The organism is Catenulispora sp. EB89 (genome assembly GCF_041261445.1).
In the GTDB taxonomy this organism is placed as follows: domain Bacteria; phylum Actinomycetota; class Actinomycetes; order Streptomycetales; family Catenulisporaceae; genus Catenulispora.
Map to the genome: position 1 here is coordinate 306232 of NZ_JBGCCU010000003.1, position 18870 is coordinate 325101.

Annotated in this window: 12 protein-coding genes; 5 read left to right on the forward strand and 7 right to left on the reverse strand. The window is 69.1% G+C overall.

Going from position 1 to position 18870, the window contains the following annotated elements:
• The first annotated feature begins 38 nt into the window (after positions 1–38).
• Both ABH920_RS08220 and ABH920_RS08225 read left to right on the forward strand, forming a co-directional pair.
• Complete coding sequence (locus ABH920_RS08220) at positions 39–7151, forward strand: ricin-type beta-trefoil lectin domain protein (RefSeq protein ID WP_370348267.1); 7113 nt, start codon at positions 39–41, stop codon at positions 7149–7151.
• A gap of 128 nt (positions 7152–7279) precedes the next feature.
• The gene (locus tag ABH920_RS08225; protein WP_370348268.1) at positions 7280–8107 is read left to right on the forward strand and encodes a heavy metal-binding domain-containing protein; all 828 of its coding nucleotides are present in this window, start codon (positions 7280–7282) and stop codon (positions 8105–8107) included.
• A 167-nt stretch (positions 8108–8274) separates the two neighbouring features.
• Here ABH920_RS08225 and ABH920_RS08230 read toward each other — a convergent pair whose 3' ends face one another.
• From ABH920_RS08230 to ABH920_RS08245, 4 genes are all read right to left on the reverse strand, one after another.
• Complete coding sequence (locus ABH920_RS08230; protein ID WP_370348269.1) at positions 8275–9234, reverse strand: hypothetical protein; 960 nt, start codon at positions 9232–9234, stop codon at positions 8275–8277.
• Positions 9231–9809, reverse strand: a complete 579-nt coding sequence (locus tag ABH920_RS08235) for a SigE family RNA polymerase sigma factor (RefSeq protein ID WP_370348270.1) — start codon at positions 9807–9809, stop codon at positions 9231–9233. Before ABH920_RS08235 ends, ABH920_RS08230 begins: the two co-directional genes overlap by 4 nt.
• A gap of 101 nt (positions 9810–9910) precedes the next feature.
• A complete protein-coding gene (locus ABH920_RS08240) occupies positions 9911–10957 on the reverse strand; it encodes an aldo/keto reductase (protein ID WP_370348271.1) in 1047 nt (348 codons plus the stop codon).
• Positions 10958–11052: 95 nt separating this feature from the next.
• Positions 11053–11541 carry a hypothetical protein gene (locus ABH920_RS08245; RefSeq protein WP_370348272.1) on the reverse strand — a complete coding sequence of 163 codons (489 nt, stop codon included), beginning with the start codon at positions 11539–11541 and terminating at the stop codon, positions 11053–11055.
• A gap of 408 nt (positions 11542–11949) precedes the next feature.
• Between ABH920_RS08245 and ABH920_RS08250 the strand changes: the two genes are divergently transcribed.
• Positions 11950–13050: a glycoside hydrolase family 19 protein gene (locus ABH920_RS08250; protein WP_370348273.1), complete on the forward strand. Its 1101-nt coding sequence runs from the start codon at positions 11950–11952 to the stop codon at positions 13048–13050.
• 142 nt (positions 13051–13192) lie between these two features.
• Here ABH920_RS08250 and ABH920_RS08255 read toward each other — a convergent pair whose 3' ends face one another.
• Positions 13193–13531, reverse strand: coding sequence for a hypothetical protein (locus tag ABH920_RS08255; RefSeq protein ID WP_370348274.1), 339 nt, complete (start codon positions 13529–13531; stop codon positions 13193–13195).
• Between the two features lie 67 nt (positions 13532–13598).
• Between ABH920_RS08255 and ABH920_RS08260 the strand changes: the two genes are divergently transcribed.
• Both ABH920_RS08260 and ABH920_RS08265 read left to right on the forward strand, forming a co-directional pair.
• On the forward strand, positions 13599–14456 hold the full coding sequence (locus ABH920_RS08260; RefSeq protein WP_370348275.1) for an NmrA family NAD(P)-binding protein: 858 nt from the start codon (positions 13599–13601) through the stop codon (positions 14454–14456).
• Positions 14457–14575: 119 nt separating this feature from the next.
• Entirely contained in the window at positions 14576–16426 is a 1851-nt protein-coding gene (locus ABH920_RS08265; RefSeq protein WP_370348276.1) for an LCP family protein, read from the forward strand.
• On the opposite strand, the gene ABH920_RS08270 is transcribed toward ABH920_RS08265, so the two are convergent.
• Positions 16399–17967, reverse strand: a complete 1569-nt coding sequence (locus tag ABH920_RS08270) for a beta-N-acetylhexosaminidase (protein ID WP_370348277.1) — start codon at positions 17965–17967, stop codon at positions 16399–16401. The two genes, ABH920_RS08265 and ABH920_RS08270, sit on opposite strands and share 28 nt — an antisense overlap.
• Before the next feature lie 65 nt (positions 17968–18032).
• Entirely contained in the window at positions 18033–18863 is an 831-nt protein-coding gene (locus ABH920_RS08275) for a carbohydrate ABC transporter permease (RefSeq protein WP_370348278.1), read from the reverse strand.
• Between the last annotated feature and the right edge of the window lie 7 nt (positions 18864–18870).

The window sequence follows — 18870 nt, forward strand, 5'->3', positions numbered from 1 at the left end:
GCGCAGCCGCACCTCCCCCGGGCATACGCCCGGCGGGTGTGCGGATCAGCTCTCTGACAGGGGTGGTGTGCGCCGCGCTCGTCGCGGCGCTGGCCCTTCCCGGCGCTCCGCAGGCGGCCGCGGCCACCGGCGACGCCGGCAACGGCAAGGGGCACCACCAGGCTCCGCCGACGATTCCGGCGGCGGCGCCCCGACCGACGTTGGACAAGAAGGTGCCGCCGGGGGCGGCCGCGACCGGGTCGAGCAGCCCGGCGAGTGCCAAGGGGGCTGCTGCTGCGCCCAAGGCCGCGCCGGCGAAGACGGCCCCTGATCCGCTGGCGGCGGTGCACAGTGCGGAGACCGCCGATGCCGCCAAGGCCAAGTCCACCGGCAAGCCGGTGGCGATTCCGGAACTGACGACCGAACGCTCCACGAGTGTGGTCAACCCTGATGGGACCGTGAGCGCCGCGATCTCGCTGGGCCCGCAGCGCGCGTGGGTGAACAATGCCTGGGCCCCGATCGACACCAGTCTGGCCAAGACCGCGACCGGTTGGTCGCCGAAGGCCGCTCCGGCGCAGATCACCCTGTCCCCGGGCGGGACCGGGCCGCTGGCCGTGGTCGGTCTGCAGGGCAAGAAGGTCACCGTCACCTGGCCGCTCGGCGCGCTGCCGGCTCCGCAGGTGTCCGGCGGAAGCGCCGTCTACCCGCAGGTGCTCCCCGGCGTCGATCTGCGGGTCACCGCAGGGCCGGAAGGCATCCGCGAGGTTCTGGTCGTCGCCGACGCCCACGCCGCGGCCAACCCGGCCCTGCGCACGCTGCGGTTCGGCGTGACCGGCAGCGGCCTGAGCGTCAAAACCGACTCCTCCGGGGCGCTGCTGGCCGTCGATTCCAAGGGGAAGACCGTCTTCGGTGGGGACGCACCGCAGATGTGGGACTCCTCGACCATCGCCGAGGACCACAAGGCCGTGGCGAACACCACCACCGCCGGCTCCGATGCCAGCGCACCCGGCATCGCCGACCAGCCCGATCTGGGCTCGAAGACCGCGGTCATGCCGATCCACCTGGCCGGCACGACCGCCGAACTCACCCCCTCCCAGAGCCTGCTCACCGATCCCGGCACGCACTACCCGGTGTACATCGACCCGACGATCGCGATGCCGACGCTGTACTGCCGCGAGATGTTCGAGGGCGCGCCGACGATCACCGCCGACTGCGGTGACCCGACCACCAGCGGCAACCTGAACATCATGCGCGCCGGATACGACCCGAACTCCGGCTCGGTGGGCGCGGTGCGGTCGCTGTTCTCCTTCGACGTCCTCAACGGTCTGACCGGCGACAACCCGTACAACGGCCAGCCCGGCGGCGCCGTCTACGACGACCCCTCCGTTCAGCCGGGCAACATCCTCAGCGCCAACCTGTCGCTGACCGTCAACAGCGCGCCGAACTGCAACGGCAACCTGTTCGACCTCTACCGCACCGGACCATTCGTCGGACCGAACTGGAACTCCGACGGCCCGAACTCCGCGGGGGCGTTCGGCAAAGAGGCGATATTCCTCGGCCAGCGTTCGACCAGCTCGTGCAGCCAGGGCGGGAACATGTCCATCGACGACACCGCCCAGGTGCAGTCGGTGTTCCAGTCCTCCTTCTACGGCGGCGGATCCGGCACCGCCTCGCTCGGCGTGCGCATGGCCAACGAGGAAGTCGCCGCCAACAACTACTGGTCGTTCTTCTTCACCCGGCCCGGCAACGCCTCGTCCTCGGCCAGTCTGAACGTCACCTACCGGCCCAACCCCTACGTGGTCGCGAACAGCCTGACGACCAACCCGCCGATGACCACCTCGGTGTGCCAGCAGGAGCTGGTCAACCCCAGCCAGCCGATCTTCTCCAGCCCGCCCCCCACGGTCGGCTACATCGGCAAGAACTTCGGCAATCAGGTCCAGCTGTCCGCGCAGCTCGGGGACATCGACGCGAACGGCGTCTACGCGCAGTACCAGTTCGCCGACGTCACCTCCGGCAGCGGCAGCAACTCCCTGTTCTTCCCGTCCAGCGGCTGGTACGGCGACTCGGCCCACGGCGCCCAGGCCGCACCCGGGACCATGCCCATCGCCACCATCACGCAGAACACGACTCCGCTGATCGACGGACACAAGTACCGCTTCGCAGCCTACGTATACGACCCGAACAACGGGGCCGTCACCGAGCAGAACCCCGCCTGCTACTTCACCGTCGCCTTCAACGCCCCGCAGGCACCGACGATCACCTCGGCACCGGACTTCAGCCCCCTGGGCACACCGGCCAAGTCCGGCATGTACGCCACCATGGCCAGCAGCGCCGGCATCTCGGTCCAGGCCCAGACCGCCGGCGTCAACATCGATCACTTCGAGTACATCTTCAACAACGACCCCTCGGCGATCCCGGCCACGCCGGCCGGAGCGAACTGCGCCAACTCCGGCAACAGCGGCTGCGTGTCGGCCTCGACCACCGGCACCGCGCTGGCCGGCAACACCAGCACGGCGACCATCCCGGTCCCGGCCGGAATCACCACCTTCGGCACCAACAGCCTGTGGGTCCGCGCGGTCGACGCCGCCGGCAACGTCTCTCCCGTCGGCCAGTACGACTTCTACCTGCCCGGCAACCCCACCGCCACGCCGACGCTCGGTGACATCACCGGCGACGGCGTCCCCGACGTGCTGGCCGTCCAGCCGGTCGACACCACCAAACTCGCCAGCGCCACCAACCCCGAACGCCTGTTGACCTTCCCCGGCAACGCCGACCCCAACGTCACCGGAAGCGTCAACCAGACCGTCGAAGCCGCCCCACCGACCGCCGCACCCGACGGCGTCACCTGGGCCAACACCCTCATCAGCCACCGCGGAGCCCTGCGCGGCGTCCCCGTAGACGACCTGTTCGCCTACTCCACCACGAACAAAGCCCTCTACTACTACCTCAACTCCGACATCTTCGGCGGCGTCGTCAAAACCGACATGTTCGCCATCAACCAGAAGGTCGTCGTCACCCGACCGCAATGCACACCCGGGCCGACGAACGGCTACTGCGCCAACGGCGCCTACGCTCCCGACTGGTCGAAGGTCACGCAGATCCTGGCCTTCGGCAACGCGGCCGGCACCAAACCCGGCACCTTCGCCGGACGCACCAACCTCATCACCGTGGAGGATGACGGCAACCACAACGCCAACGTCTGGATGTTCTCCGCGGGAGCAGGCCTGGGCCAGTTGGCCAACCCGGTCCTGCTGTCGACCGGCGACACCTCCAAGTTCAACTGGCTCAACGCCGACCTGGTCGCGCCCGGCGCCAACCCCGGCCAGACCCTGCCCAACCTGTGGGCCCGCGACCGGTTCACCGGCAATCTCTGGCAGCTCAACAACGCCCTCAACGCCGCCGGAGTCGAGGACCCGACCAGCCTGGCCAACCAGAGCGCGGCAACCCAGCTCGGCGCCAAGGGTGCCTACGGCATCGACACCTACCCGACCCTGTTCGCCGGCGGCCGGCCCAACATCGCCCCCGGCGGCACCCTCGCCGAAAACGGCTACCCCGCGCTGTGGGACGTCCAGAACGACGGACAACTCAAGTTCCTCCCCGGCGCGGCCGGAGGTCCGATCACCACCACCGGCAACACCTGGCAGACCACGCACACCGCCTGGACCAGTGCCAACGCGATCACCTCGGCCGACGGCACCGCCATCACCGCCCCCTCCGGCCCGCTCCTGCTGGGTGAGGGCTACACCAGCGGCAGCCCACAGCTGTGCATGGACCTCCAAAGCGGCGTCGACAACCCCAACACCCCGATCTGGACCTGGAACTGCAACGGCCAGAGCGCACAGGGCTGGATCATCAACGGCGACGGCACCATCCGGCTCGGCACCGACACCACCAAATGCCTGGAGATCGCCACCAGCGTTCCCCCGTATCAGGTCCTGACCCAAAGCGGCAGCGCGGCCGGCAACTGGGGCGCCAACGCGGGCACCATGGCCGGAACCCCCGTGCAGCTGAACACCTGCAACGACACCAACGGCCAAGCCGCCGCCAACCAACACTGGATCCTGCGGCCCTCCGCCAACGCCCAGTCGCTCAACCAAAACGGCTGGTACGACATCTACAACCCCAACTCAGCCCGCTGCCTGGACAACGGATACGACACCACCAACACCAAACAACAGCTGTGGATCTGGGACTGCCTGGACAACCAAGCCCAGCAGTTCCAGGCACCAGCCGCACCCGGAGGCTGGGACAACGCCAGCGCCGGAGTCCTGGCCTCCTACCCGACCACCCCACCGAGCACATCGACCACCATCAACGGTGACACCTACTCCCTCGCGGCCACCAAGGTCGGCGACAACTACAGCCTGAACTGGTACATCCCCTACGACGGCGACTACTTCATCGAATCCACCGTCGGCACCGGACCCGGCAACGGCATCATGCAGGCCAGCATCGACGGCGGCAGCACCCTGCCATACAGCGTCGACAGCTACACCGCCAACGCCGGCACCGCACCCGCCTACTACGGCGCACAACACCTCACCGCCGGCACCCACACCTTCACGTTCACCGTCACCGGCAAGAACCCCGCCTCCAGCGGCTACCAACTGGTCCTGACCCACATGAGCCTCGCCCCCGCGCACGGCACGGGACCGGTGAGCGTGCTGAAGACCACTCCGACTCCGACGAACGGCGTCGCGCCGCTCGCGGTCAGCCTCGACGCGTCCCAGTCCTACCCGGGCCGCAACGCGATCAGCAGCTACGCCTTCAACTTCGGCGACGGCACCTCGGTGCCGGCCGGGACCGCCACCACGGCGAGCCACACCTACACCGCGGCCGGAACCTACACGGCCTCCGTCACCGTCACCGACTCCGCGGGGGTCACGACCACCGCGACCCAGTCGGTCGTCGTGACCGTCGTGCCGACCGGCCTCACCAGCGCGGACGGCACCACCACCGCGGCGTGCGCCACGACCTCGGCGTCTGCGGCGACCATGGCCTCGCTCACTCCGACCCTGAGCGCGACCGTCGCCCCGACCCAGGTGGCGCAGTTCGAACTCCGGGACCTCACCGACCCCTCGCTCACCCCGCCGATCGCCATCGGTGCCGCCGGCTCCAACGGCTCTTCCGGACCGACCTCGAGTACGAAGGCCCCGACGCTGGTCAACGGACACGAGTACGCCTTCGCCGCACGCGCGAACGACGGATCGGGCAGCATCTCGCCCATCTCGCCGACCTGCTACTTCTGGGCTCTGACCAGCGGGACGCAAGCCACCGCGACGGGTGCGGCCGGGCTGCCGTTCGACAACACCCTCTACCCAGCGAACAGCCCGCAGACCTGGACCGGACCGCTCACCACCCTCAAGTGGAACAACGGCGACCTCGACGTCTACCGCAACAGCGACAACGCGCTGATGTGGGGAGCCGGGGTGGCCAACGCGAACAACGTCCTGGCGTTGCAGAACGACGGCAACATCGTCATCTACAGCGCGCAGCCCAGCATCAGCATCACCGGCTGGCTTTCCGGGACACCGGTGTGGAGCACGAACACCTCCGGGCAGGGCGCCACGTCGGCGTTGCTGGCCGCGGACGGCAGTTTCACGGTGCGCAAGGGCACCACGGTGCTGTGGACCGCGCCAATGGCCAGCCATGCCTGGCCGCTCAGCGACGGCCAGGGGCTCACGGCCGCGGACAACGGCTTCGTCGGGGGCTCCCCGGCGAAACTGGACAACGCCGGCGTGTCGTGGCAGGGCGGCGGCTACGTCGGCTTCGCCGGGACCAACCGGATCGCCACCGCCGCACCGGTCGTGGACACCACGAAGAGCTTCACGGTTTCGGCGTGGGTGAACCTGGCGACGGTGGGGACCGGCACCCAGACGATGCTGGTGCAGCAGGGGACCACGAACTCCGCGTTCTATCTGGAGTACAACGGCTCCAACTGGCAGTTCGCGATGCCGACCACCGACAACGCCTCGCCGACGTGGACCCGGATCACCTCCACGAACGCGGCAGCGGTCGGAGCATGGACACACCTGATCGCGACCTATGACTCCACAAGCGGACGGATGGCCCTGTACGTCAACGGCGCCCCCAACTCCACCGGGACCATCGCCAACTCCATCGCCAGCACCGGCATATTCGCCATGGGCCGCGGCTTCATCGGCGGCGTGGTGAACAACCGGTTCAAGGGCTCCATGGCCGACGTGCGAGTGTTCCAGCAGACCGTCTCTGACAGCCAGGCCGCTTCGGTGTACCAGAGCAGCAGCTTCGCCAAGCCCGCTGTTCCCGGTATCGCCGGTTCGCTGGTCTCGGGCAACAGCCCGGCCGGCGACCAGATCTGCCTGGACGACCTCAACGGCAGCCTGACCAACACCACCACCGTCATCGACGTCTACGGCTGCAACGGCACCTGGCCCCAGGCCTGGCAATTCGCCGCCGACGGCACCATCCGCCTGATGGGCGCCAACCCGGCCGCACCGCCGAACAAATGCCTCGACACCGGCGGCGTCAACACCCAGGGATCCAAGGTCACGCTCTTCGACTGCCAGCCGGGCAACGGCAACCAGCAGTGGAAGGCGGTTCCCTCAAGCAGCACCCCAGGGCAGTACTCACTCCAGAACCCGCCCACCGGGATGTGCCTGGACAACTCCAACGGAGCCACCAACAACACCAACCCGTTCCAGCTGTACAGCTGCCTGGACAACGCCAACCAACACTTCACCCTGCCCACCGCATCCGGCCAGGACCAGAAAGCCGAGGGCGAATCGCTGTGGGGCTCGGCCGCCGGCGGCGGCACCATGCAAATCCAAACAGGAAGCGAATACTCCAACGGCGCTCAGGAGTTCATGGGCAGCACCGCCTCAGGGGCTTCGATGACGCTGAACATGTACGTGGCGAACCCCGGCAGCTACGCGGTCACACCGTTGATGACGATGGCCGCGGACTACGGGATCGTCTCGGTGAGTGTTGACGGCGCGGCGGCCCTGCCGCTGACGTTCGACGGCTTCGGCAGCGGCATCACCACGAAGCAGTTCGACTTCGGCGGCACGGTGAACCTCACGGCCGGGATGCACGCGTTCACCTTCACCGTGACCGGGACGAATACGGCCAGCACCGGGAACCGCTACAACCTCGGTGTCGACACGCTCATTCTGCAACCCACCGCGCGGTAATTCCCAAGCACCACAGCAGGACAGATCAGGGCTTTCCAGAGAAATCTGGAGAGCCCTGATTATTTCACTTAAGACATTTGCTCTACGATCAGTGCTCCACCGCCCGACGAGTCACGGAGGAGAGAACCATGGCCCAGCAGAACGGACCGATATCCCAGCAACAGCAGCCGCTTCCGGACTCGGCGAGGGGTCGGCTCGCGCAGTCGCAGCAGGGGCGGCCGTGCTTCACGTCCGACTTGTCGGTGAACGAGTTCGTGCTGGCGACGCAGGCCGGGTTCACGCCGGTCGGGCTGGTGATGGGGACCAGCATCTACCACATCGGGATCCAGCCGGCGCGGTGGAACACCAGTCAGGAGCTGACGGTGTTGACGCAGGCGATGTACACCGCTCGGGAGTTGGCGATGGCGCGGATGGAGGCCGAGGCCGACATGCTGGGCGCCGACGGGATCATCGGGGTCGAGGTGCGGGCCCGGCGGTACGCGTTCTCGGCCGAGATCATGGAGTTCGTCGCGATCGGGACGGCGGTGAAGGCCGAGAACAACGACATGCGGCTGCGGACGCCGGCCGGGCGGCCGTTCACGTCGCACCTGTCCGGGCAGGACTTCTGGACGCTGTGGCAGCACGGCTGGGTGCCGCGCGCGCTGGTGCTCGGGACGTGCGTCTACCACGTCGCGCACCTCACCTTCCGGCAGGCGCTTCAGGCCTCCGGGCAGAACACCGAGCTGGGGACGTACACGCAGGCGGTCTACGACGCGCGCGAGATCGCCATGTCGCGCATGCAGTACGAGGGGAACCAGGTCGGGGCGGACGGCATCGTCGGGGTCACCGTGCACGAGAACGACTGGGTCTGGGGCGAGCACGCCATCGAGTTCTTCGCGATGGGGACCGCGGTCAGCAAGCTGCACCAGGACGCGTCGCCGGTGTCGCCGCAGATGACGATGCCGCTGTCCGGCTGACGCAGACGAGCAGCCGGGGAGCAATCGGCGGTGGCGCCCTCCAGGTTCCGAGGGCGCCACCGCGCTTTTCGCTGTCCGCCGTTCACAACGTCCCGCGAACCCATGTCGGCAGCAGTCGAGTCGCCGCCGATTCCGGGTGCTGCCGTTCAGCGCTCCCGGCCCGGACCTCACGGCTTGAGCGGCACGTATTCCTTCACACTCGCCGCCGCGGCCATCTGCTCCAGCGTGAACGGGAACGGGTTGTAGACCGACCCCGGCTGCTCGATCGCGGACGTGCTGTCGTAGCCGTCCCAGGCGACGATCGTCAGCGCCGAGCCCGAGGCCAGCACGCGCCTGGCCTTGAGCGCCACCCGATCTCCGTTCTGCACCTCGCTGAGGGTCAGCGTGGAGCCGTCCTTCAAGGTCGTGGTGCTCTTCTCGATCCAGGGGGTCGATCCGCCGCCGACACCGGGCCCGCGGTTGGCCAGCGTCAGGTCGCCGGTCTGCGGGGACGGGTCCGGTTCGCCGGGGTAGGAGAAGGTGACCTCGATGGCGACCTCGGGAAGCTCGGCGCACATGGCCTGGTTCCTGGTGGAGGCGAGGCCCTCGTTGTTGTAGCAGAGGTTGGCGACCGGGCCGAGCTTCTTGCCGTTGCTCTCCACCCCGGCCGACGTGATGTCCGGCCGCTCCGCGAGTCCGCCGCCGTTTGCCTCCACCAGGTGCTTGCCCGACGGGTCGAGAACCGTACCGATCGCCCGCAGCATTGGGCACGTCTGGAGCGTCAGACGCTTCCGTGCCTCGTTTCCCGCATCGTTGGGGACCTGCACGAAGGCCTTGGCCACGTCCGCCGCACAGACCGGATCCGGTGCGGCCGGCGAGGAAGAGGTGGCGACGGCGCTGATCTTCGCGGACCCGCTCGCCCCGCCCCGGCCCGAGCCCACGGCTCCCGGCAGCGCGGCGACCGCGATGGCGATCGCGGCGACGCTGGCGGTGGCGCCGCTGACGGCGGCGATCCGGCGGGTGCGGGCCCCGCGGCGGCCGACGTCGGCGATGCCGTCGGCGGTGAAGCCCAGCGGCGGGGCCGGGTCCTCGGCGAGTTGCGCGAACAGGTCGTGGACCCGGTCGTCGCGGTACTGGTTGTCGGTCATCGATCCCACTCCTTCTCGGTCCGGCTGATGGAGGGTTCTGCGATCGGCTGGAGCAGCACGCGCAGGGCGGACAGGCCGCGCGCGGTCTGGGACTTCACGGTGCCGACCGAGCAGCCCAGCACATGCGCCGCCTGCTCGACGGACATGTCCTCCCAGAAACGCAGCACCAGCGTCGCGCGCTGGCGCGCCGGCACCTTCGCGAGCGCGGCGAAGATCTCGTCGCGGGTCCCGAGGCGGATCTCGAAGCCGGAGCCGGAGCTCCCGTCCGCGCCGCCCGCGCCGTCCTTGTCCCGCACGTGCAGGCCTGCCTCCGGCAGCTCGGCGAACGGCCGCTCGCGGCGCCAGCTCCGCCGCCGCTCGTCGATCAGGCAGCGGACCAGGACCTGGCGGACGTACGCGTCGCGGCTGTCGCTGCGCTGCACCTTCGACCACGACCGGTAAAGCCGCAGCAGGGCGGTCTGCACGAGGTCTTCGGCCTGATGCCAGTCCCCGCACATCAGATAGGCGGTGCGGCGCAGCGCGAACGATTGCGCGGCGACGTACTCCTTGAACTCTGCCTCATCTCTAAGGCGCATCCAGCACCCTCCCCTCCCATGTCCCGCCTAGGACGGAAGGAGTGTGGCAGGAGGTTGCACGGCGATCGGAAGCGGTTCGATCGCGATGATCGGCCGGGGCGTTATCGCCGGGTCCCGACGAGCGGCGGGTTCAATCGCGCGAACGCCTCCTGCCGCTCGTAAGGGAAGTACGGATACGGCGCCGCCTTCCCGCTCGCGGCGTCCAGGCGCGCCACCTGCTCCGGCGTGAGTTCCCAGCCGACGGCGCCGAGGTTCTGGCGAAGTTGCTCCTCGGTGCGCGCGCCGACGATGACGGAGGCGACCGTGGGGCGGCGGAGCAGCCAGTTGATCGCGATCTGCGGGACGGCGGCGCCGGTCTCCTCGGCCAGCTGTTCCAGGACGTCGACGACGTCGTACAGCTGCTCGTCGTCGACCGGCGGGCCGAAGTCGGCGGTCTGGTGCAGGCGGCTGCCGGCCGGGAGCGGTTGTCCGCGCCGGATCCTGCCGGTGAGGCGGCCCCAGCCGAGGGGGCTCCAGACCAGTGCGCCGACGCCCTGGTCGGCGGCCAGCGGCATCAGCTCCCATTCGTAGTCGCGGCCGACGAGCGAGTAGTAGACCTGGTGGGCCACGTAGCGCGAGGCGTGCAGACGGTCCGACGCGGCCAGGGATTTCATCAGCTGCCAGCCGGAGAAGTTGGACGCGCCGAGGTACCGGATCTTGCCTGCGCGGACCAGGTCGTCGAGGGCTGAGATGGTCTCCTCGACCGGTGTGCGGGCGTCGAAGGCGTGCAGCTGGAACAGGTCGAGGTAGTCGGTGCCGAGTCGGCGGAGCGCGTCCTCGGTGGCCTTGACCAGGCGCGAGCGGGAGGTGCCGGCGTCCTGCGGTCCGTCGCCGACCGGCAGGCCGGCCTTGGTCGACAGCAGGACCTGGTCGCGCCGGCCCTTGACGGCCGCGCCGAGCACTTCCTCGGAGGCGCCGTCGGAGTAGACGTCGGCGGTGTCGAACATCGTCACGCCGGCGTCGAGGCTGATGTCGATCAGCCGCCGCGCCTCGCGGGCGTCCGTGTCACCCCACGCGCTGAACAGCGCGCCCTTGCCGCCGAACGTCCCCGCGCCGAAGCTCAGGGCGGGGACGACGAGCCCTGATTCGCCCAGCCGTCGGTATTCCATGGGTCTCACCTCCAGATCGCTAACGGGGCTATAGTCCCGTTAACACTGGAGATCACCGTAGCACCGATGCAGCACCTAAAGGAACTGGAGACCCGTTACGGGAGTTTGCCCACGGCCTTGCCGACGATCTGCTGGACCAGCGGCGCCGACACCGGCGAGATGCCCGGAACGCCGAACACGGCCACCTCGACGAAGGTCTGCCCCTTGCGGACGACGACGACGTCGCCGGTGTAGGTCACCCCCGCCCTGACGGCCTTCAACTGCAACGCGTAGCTCTCGTCGCCGTAGGACGGGAACTGCGTGGTGGACAGCGTGGTCGACTCCCCGTTGGCGTCCGGCGTGGCGCACTTGGCCGCCGCCTGCTGGATCGACGCCCAGACGGTGTGCACCTGCGGCTCCGGGCCGGTGGCGAGGATCTCCTGGAGGAACGGGCCGTCTTCGGACTGCTGGAAGTCGGATTCGGCCTGCGCCGACAGCTGTTTGCTCGCGTCCGAGGTGAGCGCCGCGCACGGCGACGACACCGAACTGTTCGCGGACAGCACCGAAACCGCCCAGCCGTACGGCAGATCGGGCAGGCCCAGCACGAGCGCCTTCGTACCCGTCGCAGGGGGCTGTGTCGTAGACGCCGAAGAGGGCGAGGAAGGAGACGACGAAGAAGACGCCGACGAGGTGGTGGAAGCGGGCGTCGTCGACGTCGGCCGCGGAGCCGGATGCGACGTCGAGGAAGAACAAGCAACGAGCACAGCTGATGACATGACCAGGACCAATGGCGCCATGATGCGGTTCATACGCTTCGCCTTACTGCTGCTGTGGCGGCGGCACTCTCGAGGCAGGCTACCGCCACCGACTATGTCAAGGCTCGCGCATTTTGAGTAAGGGTCGCTCGAACCGGTCTGGACCAATTCCGGCCCAAACCCTTGACTGGTCTGGACCAATTCTGTTTGCTCCTAAGGGAACCACTCGATGTCCCCCACAACACAACGGAGTGGCACATGACCCATACTCACGCACCGGGGCGCTCCCGGTTGCTCGCGCTGCTGGTCGCACTGGCCAGTGTGCTCGGGCTGACGCTGGTCGCCTTCCCCCAGGCGCCGGCGCACGCGGCGGCGGCCTGCGCCGCGCCGTGGAGCTCGACCGCCGTGTACACCAACGGACAGACCGCTTCCTACAACGGCGACAACTGGTCTGCCAAGTGGTGGACCCAGGGTGATATCCCCGGCAACAACGGCCAGAACGTGTGGGCCGATCAGGGCGCGTGTTCCGGCGGGGGCGGAGGCGGGGGTGGCGGCGGCAGTTGCAGCTACCCGGCCTGGGTCGCCGGCCAGAACTACAGCACCGGCGCCATCGTCACGTACACGGCCAACGGCGGGCTCTACATAGCCACCCACGACAACCCCGGCTATGACCCGACCATCAGCACCTGGTACTGGTCGCCGTACACCTGCTCCGGCGGTGGCGGTGGCGGTGGGGGTGGTGGCGGCGGTGGCGGCTTCGTGGTCAGCCAGGCGCAGTTCAACCAGATCTTCCCGAACCGGAACTCCTTCTACACGTACGACGGACTCGTCGCCGCGCTGAGCGCCTACCCCGCGTTCGCGACCACCGGCAGCACCGCGACGCAGCAGCAGGAGGCGGCGGCGTTCCTGGCCAACGTCGACCACGAGACCGGCGGCCTGGTATACATCTCGGAGATCGACCAGACCGGGAACTACTGCGCCAGCGAGTCCTACGGCTGCCCGGCCGGCACCTACCAGTACTACGGCCGCGGCCCGCTGCAGATCAGCTGGAACTTCAACTACTACGCGGCCGGAAACGCTCTCGGCATCGACCTGCTCGACAACCCGAACCTGGTCGCGACCGACTCGGCCACCTCGTGGAAGACCGCGCTGTGGTACTGGTTCACCGGGACCGGCAACGGCTCCGTGACCTCTCACGACGCGATGGTCAACGGCAACGGGTTCGGCGCCACCATCCGCGCCATCAACGACATCGAGTGCAACGGCGGCAACACCGGCGAGATGCAGGACCGGGTGAACGACTACGAGTCGATCGCCGGGGTTCTCGGTGTTTCGCCGGGCGGGAACCTCACCTGCTGAGGCAGCTCGCTGCTGACTGAGGATCAGAGCACTGCGGCGGCGGCCGGGGATCGGCTGTGCGGTGGTTCGGCGCGATTGACGCCGGACCGGCTGGGCAGCTCCCCGGCCGCCGCTGGTTGCGCAGGCGATACGGCCGGGCCGGTCAGGGCTTGGTCAGTTTGATGGCGACCCTGGCCACGACGCGGCCGATGCGGTCGGAGAGCGACTGCGGTTCGGGCGGCGTGTCAGTGTCCTGAAAGGTTTGTACGGCCTGTTCAGCGGCCGCTGCGGCGGTCGCGGCCCGCACTCGGATGACGTAGCGCGCGCCGAGGCGTTTTAGGGCCTTGTGACCCTCCTCGATCCCCGCGGTCTGGTCTGGCGGGTAGGGCCCGGTCTGGCCCGTCGACCCACCGTCGCGGCCGAAGCCGTGGAGGTAAATGCCGTCCCCGTTGTCGTTCACGATGGTGGAACGGCCGACACCCGGGCAGCGTTCCGCCGACATAGACCGCCGACTTCTTGATACTCAGTAGCCTGAAATCTTCGAGAAGATCAACTGGGAGGCGGAAGCGATGAGCGCTCTGACTGTGGTCACCGGGGCGACGGGCAACGTCGGCGGGTCTTTGGTGTCGGCCCTGGTCGCCAGGAACATGCCGGTGCGGGCCGTGGTCCGTGCCGAGGCGGACGCGGCGCGGCTCGCCGGCGACGGCGTCCAGACCGCGGTCGCCGACCTCGACGACCTCGCGACGATGGCGTCCGCCCTGGCCGGCGCGGAGGCGCTGTTCCTGCTGCCCGGCTACGCCGACATGCCGGGGCTGTACGCGGCGGCGCGTGACGCCGGGATCGGTCACGTCGTGCAGTTGTCGGGGGTGTCGGCCGGGAGCGGCGACATGACCAACGCCGTCACCGAGTACATGGTGCGCAGCGAGCAGGCCGCGGCGGAGTCGAAGCTGCCGTACACCGTGGTGCGGCCCTCGGCGTTCATGACCAACGCGCTGCGGTGGGCCGGTCAGGTGCGCGACGGCGACACCGTGACGCTGCCGTTCCCGAACGTGGCCACCGCCTGCCTGCACCCGGCGGACCTGGCCGCCGTGATCGCCGCGGTGTTCGCCGATCCGGACCGGTACGCCGGCGAAGTGCTGCTGCCCACCGGCCCCGAGGCGCTGCTCCCCCGCGAGCAGGTCGCGATCGTCGCCGAGGTCCTGGGACGGACGCTGGACTTCGTGGGACTCACCGACGAGCAGGCACGCGAATCCATGACCGCCGACGGGACGCCGCAGCGGTACATCGACGCCTTCCTGGACTTCTACGCCGACGGGAAGCTGGACGAGTCGCCGGTGCGCAGCACGGTCGCCGACGTCACGGGTACCGCGCCGAGGACGTTCGCGGCCTGGGCCGCCGACCACGCCTCCGCCTTCACGCGCAGCTGACGACCTCGTCGTTGTAGCGCGGCCGTGACCAAGCTGTCGCCGCCCCGGGCCATCAGATCGCTGAGATCGGGGTGTTCGGGGGGCGTCAGCTTTACGGGAACGGGAAGTGGGGGTGCGGCATGTCCGATCACTGGCAGCCGGACGAGCACGACGGGTACGACGGATACGACGGATACGACGACCACAGCGCGTACGACCAGCATCACGAGCACCACAAGCACCACGAGTACGGCGAGAACGAGGTACACCAAGGACGCCGGGCACCTGAACCGGGGCATGGCCGGCGCCGGCAGAGCCGCCCCCGTTCCGGCAAGGAACGTCCACCCGCGGGGGTGATCGCCGGCCGGGCGCTGGCCTGCACGCTCAGCGCGGCCGTCGTCGTCGCGACCGGCTCGGTCTGGTATGTCAACAGCAGCCTGAACGACAAGCTCCACACGTCCGACGCGACCAACGCGGCCAAGCCCGGCGAGGGCGGCTACGTCCCCAAACACCTCGGCAACGACATCAACCTGCTGCTCATCGGCCTGGACTCGCGCAAGGACATGAACGGCAACGACCTGCCGACCTCCCTGGTCGAGGACGAGCTGCACGCCGGGTCCTCGGAGAAGGGCGGCTACAACACGAACGTCCTGATCTTCATGCACATCCCGGCCAACGGCGGCAAGGTCACGGCGTACTCGATCCCGCGCGACAGCGACGTCGACCGGCCGGGAGGTTCGTCCACGGTGTCGTTGGTGCCGAGCTTCCCGGACGACGGCAAGGGCAAGATCAAGGAGGCCTACGGCGACGCCAAGTCCTACGCCGAGACCAAGCTGGTCGCGGCCGGGAACAAGAACAAGGCCGACGTGGAGGCGAAGAGCCGGGAAGTCGGGCGGGAGGCGACGATCGCCGCCGTGCAGAAGCTGACCGGCCAGCACGTCGACCACCTCGCCGAGGTGAACCTGCTGGGCTTCTACGACATCGTGAAGGCGATCGGGAACATCCAGGTCTGCCTGAAGGCCCCGGCCTACGACCCGATCGAGGACGGCGCCGGCACCGGCCTGAATCTGCACGCCGGCATCTCCACGCTCGACGCGGCGACCGCGCTGCAGTTCGTGCGCCAGCGGTTCCACCTGCTCAACGGCGACCTGGACCGCACGCACCGGCAACAGGCGTTCCTGTCCTCGGTGATGTCCAAGCTGCGCAGCGAGGGCCTGTTCGGGGACCTGGGCAAGATGGACTCGCTGATGAAGGTCGTCGCGAACGACATCGTCATCGACAAGAACGACAACTGGAACGTCCTCGACTTCGCCGCCAGCGCGTCCAACCTGACCGGCGGCAACGCCGAGTTCATCACGCTGCCGACCGGCGCGCCGATCACGGTCAAGGGCGAGGACGCGGTGACGGTCGATCCGGCCGCGATCAAGCAGGAGTTCACCTCGACCTTCGACAACGACGCGGCGGTCGCGCCGCCGCCGACCACCGCGTCGTCGGGCTCGTCGGCGCCGACGACCCCGACGTCCGCCTCGGCCCCGACGACCCCGGCGCCGCCGAAGGACGCCATCACCGTGCTGAACGGGACCCCCAGCAACGGCCTGGCGTTGAAGGTGTCCTCGTTCATCATGGACAAGACCGGGGTCCCGGTCACCAAGACCGGCAACCACGACAACGTCCGGCGCAGCGTCATCCAGTACGGCAGCGGCGCGAAGGACGAGGCACAGAAGATCGCCACCGCGATGGCCGCCGGGACGGTGCCGGTCGCCAGCAGTTCGCTGCCGGCGAACGGCATCACCGTCGTCGTGGGCAGCGACTTCAAGCAGTCCACGCTCAGCGCGAGCACGCCGACCGGCAGCTCCTCAACCGGTTCCACCGGCGGTTCGACAGGCACTCCGACGAGCGGCTCCACCAGTGCGAGCACGTCGGGCGGCGGGCTCGACAGCGGCCCGCCGGTCGACGCCAACTCTCAGAACGGCATCCCCTGCGTGTACTGAGCGCCTTCCCAGCCGGCCGGACGAGCGGCTGGCAACGCCCCGAGCGCTGCCAGCCGTTCCAGGTGGGGCTGGAGCCGCCGGGCGAAGTCCGCCGGATCACGGCGTTCGTCGCTCCACGCCCCTTCGGCCAACGCGCACAGCCGCGGGTACAGCAGATGCCTGACGACCTCGGTCGTCGGTGCGGACTCCGTCCACAGCTGGGCCTGGGTGCCCAGCACGCCGGGCCCGCCGGAGCCGTCGTCCAGGGCGGCGGCTCCGACCGCGGTCAGGCCGGTCGGCAGCGGGTCGAAGGAGTAGGCGTCGGCCAGGGTCAGGACGCGGTCGTCCGCCGAGGGCGGCTCGTCGGGGTGGCCGGTCTGGCGGTAGTCCAGGTAGGTCTGCTCGTGCGGGGCCATGATCACCTGGTGGCCGCGGGCGATCGCCTCGGCGGCGTGCTCCGGTTTCAGCCAGGCGGTCGCGACCACGCCGAGGTCGAGGTTGTCGACGCCGACGCCGTCGTTCCAGCACACGGCGCGGCGGCCGTGCTCGGCCAGGAAGGTGTGCATCTGGCTGAGGAACCAGCCGAGCAGGCCGGAGACGTCCGGCAGGCCGAGGCTGGCGGCCCGGCCGCGCGCGTCGGGGTTCTCCTGCCACTGCCCGGTACGGCACTCGTCGCCGCCGATGTGGACGGCGCGGGACGGGAAGAGCGTCATCACGTCGGAGAGCACGTGGCGGCAGAAGTCGAGGGCTTCGTCGTGGACGGCGAGGATGTCCTCGCTGATGCCCCAGGACGTCCACACCGGGAGCCGGACGTCCGGGTGGTTGCCGAGCGCCGGGTAGGCGGCGATCGCGGCGCGGGTGTGGCTGGGCATGCCGATCTCGGGGACGATCGTCACGCCGCGGGCGGCGGCGTGCTCGACGAGCGCCGCGAGTTCGCGGCGCGTGTAGTGGCCGGAATGTGGGACGCCGTCGAAGACGGTGGATCCGGCGCGGCCGACCATCGACTCGGCGCGGGTCGAGCCGATCTCGGTGAGCAGCGGCAGGCCGTCGATCTCGATGCGCCAGCCCTGGTCGTCGGTGAGGTGGAGATGCAGGACGTTGAGTTTGTGCAGCGCGATCTCGTCGACGAAGCGGTGCAGGAAGTCGACGGGCATGAAGTGGCGGGCCACGTCGAGCATGACGCCGCGCCAGGGGAGGCGGGGCGCGTCGCGGATGTGGCAGGCGGGCCAGCGCTGGGGCGCCGCGGACGCGGTCGCGGTCATCACGGGAAGCAGTTGTCGCAAGGTCTGCACGCCGTTGAAGAGCCCTGCTTCGCCGGCCGCCGCAAGCCGCACGCGGTCCGGGTCGATGCGCAGGTCGTAGCCCTGCGGGTGGTCGTGGGCGCCGGGGTCGAGGCGGAGTTCGACGGCCGGGCCCTGTTCGGTGCGCGGGCGGTCGCCGAGGTAGGAGGCCAGCAGGTCCGCGGCGCGTTCGGCACCGGGATCGGCGGCCAGGTTCAGAGCGGGTCCCAGGACGAACTCGCCGGAGTGCGGGGTGTACTCGGCGGGACGGGGGATTATCACGAAAAGCCTTTCAGTTCGGCCCGGATCGGCATGGATCGGCCCGGTTAAGTACGGCTCAGTCCGACTCAGCCCTTGACGGCGCCGGCGGTCATGCCGGCGGTGAGCCGGGTCTGCGCGATCAGGAAGAAGACGACGGCGGGGACGGCGAACAGCGTCGAGCCGGCGATGAGGCCCGCGTAGTCGGTGCCGGTGTTGGTGGAGAAGGTGGCCAGCCAGACCGGAAGCGTGTAGTGGGCGTCGTCCTTCATCATCACGTAGGCGTAGATGTAGTCGTTCCAGGCCGTGATGAAGGCGAAGATCGAGGTGGCGATGATGCCGGGGGCCAGCAGCGGGAGCATGACGTGCCGGATGACCTGGCCGGGGCTGGCGCCGTCGAGCTTGGCGGCCTCCTCCAGCTCGACCGGGATGCCCTGCGCGAAGCCGCGCAGGATCCAGATGGTGAGCGGGACGACGAACGCGGTGTAGGTCAGGCCGAGGGACAGCAGGTTGTTGAGCAGGTGCAGGTTCTTCATCGTCAGGAACATCGGGATCACCAGCGCGGGGGCCGGGATCATCTGGATGCCGAAGATCGTGACGAGCAGCGCGCGGCGGCCCACGAAGCGGAAGCGGGCCAGCGCCAGGGCGGCCAGGAAGCCGACGACGGTCGCGACGACCACCACGGACAGCGTGACGATGAGGCTGTTGACGACGTAGGAGCCGAAGTGCGGCTTGCCGACGGCGTCGGCGAAGTTGGCCAGGGTCAGCGGGAACGGGAGGAACTTGGGGGTGGAGGTAAGGATGTCGTGCTGCGGCTTGAAGGCGGTGTTGACCATCCAGTAGAGCGGGAAGGCCCAGACCAGGACGAAGGCCCAGCCCGCGACGTTCAGCAGGACCCTGTTACGCGGCGATGCTCTCATGACTGCT

What these genes read in the sequence shown, in the direction of transcription:
- ABH920_RS08230 (WP_370348269.1), bottom strand. Translation starts at nt 9,234, where the DNA reads ATGACCGACAACCAGTACCGCGACGACCGGGTCCACGACCTGTTCGCG.
- ABH920_RS08275 (WP_370348278.1), bottom strand. Translation starts at nt 18,863, where the DNA reads ATGAGAGCATCGCCGCGTAACAGGGTCCTGCTGAACGTCGCGGGCTGG.
- ABH920_RS08255 (WP_370348274.1), bottom strand. Translation starts at nt 13,531, where the DNA reads ATGTCGGCGGAACGCTGCCCGGGTGTCGGCCGTTCCACCATCGTGAAC.
- ABH920_RS08265 (WP_370348276.1), top strand. Translation starts at nt 14,576, where the DNA reads ATGTCCGATCACTGGCAGCCGGACGAGCACGACGGGTACGACGGATAC.
- ABH920_RS08225 (WP_370348268.1), top strand. Translation starts at nt 7,280, where the DNA reads ATGGCCCAGCAGAACGGACCGATATCCCAGCAACAGCAGCCGCTTCCG.
- ABH920_RS08235 (WP_370348270.1), bottom strand. Translation starts at nt 9,809, where the DNA reads ATGCGCCTTAGAGATGAGGCAGAGTTCAAGGAGTACGTCGCCGCGCAA.
- ABH920_RS08260 (WP_370348275.1), top strand. Translation starts at nt 13,599, where the DNA reads ATGAGCGCTCTGACTGTGGTCACCGGGGCGACGGGCAACGTCGGCGGG.
- ABH920_RS08240 (WP_370348271.1), bottom strand. Translation starts at nt 10,957, where the DNA reads ATGGAATACCGACGGCTGGGCGAATCAGGGCTCGTCGTCCCCGCCCTG.
- ABH920_RS08250 (WP_370348273.1), top strand. Translation starts at nt 11,950, where the DNA reads ATGACCCATACTCACGCACCGGGGCGCTCCCGGTTGCTCGCGCTGCTG.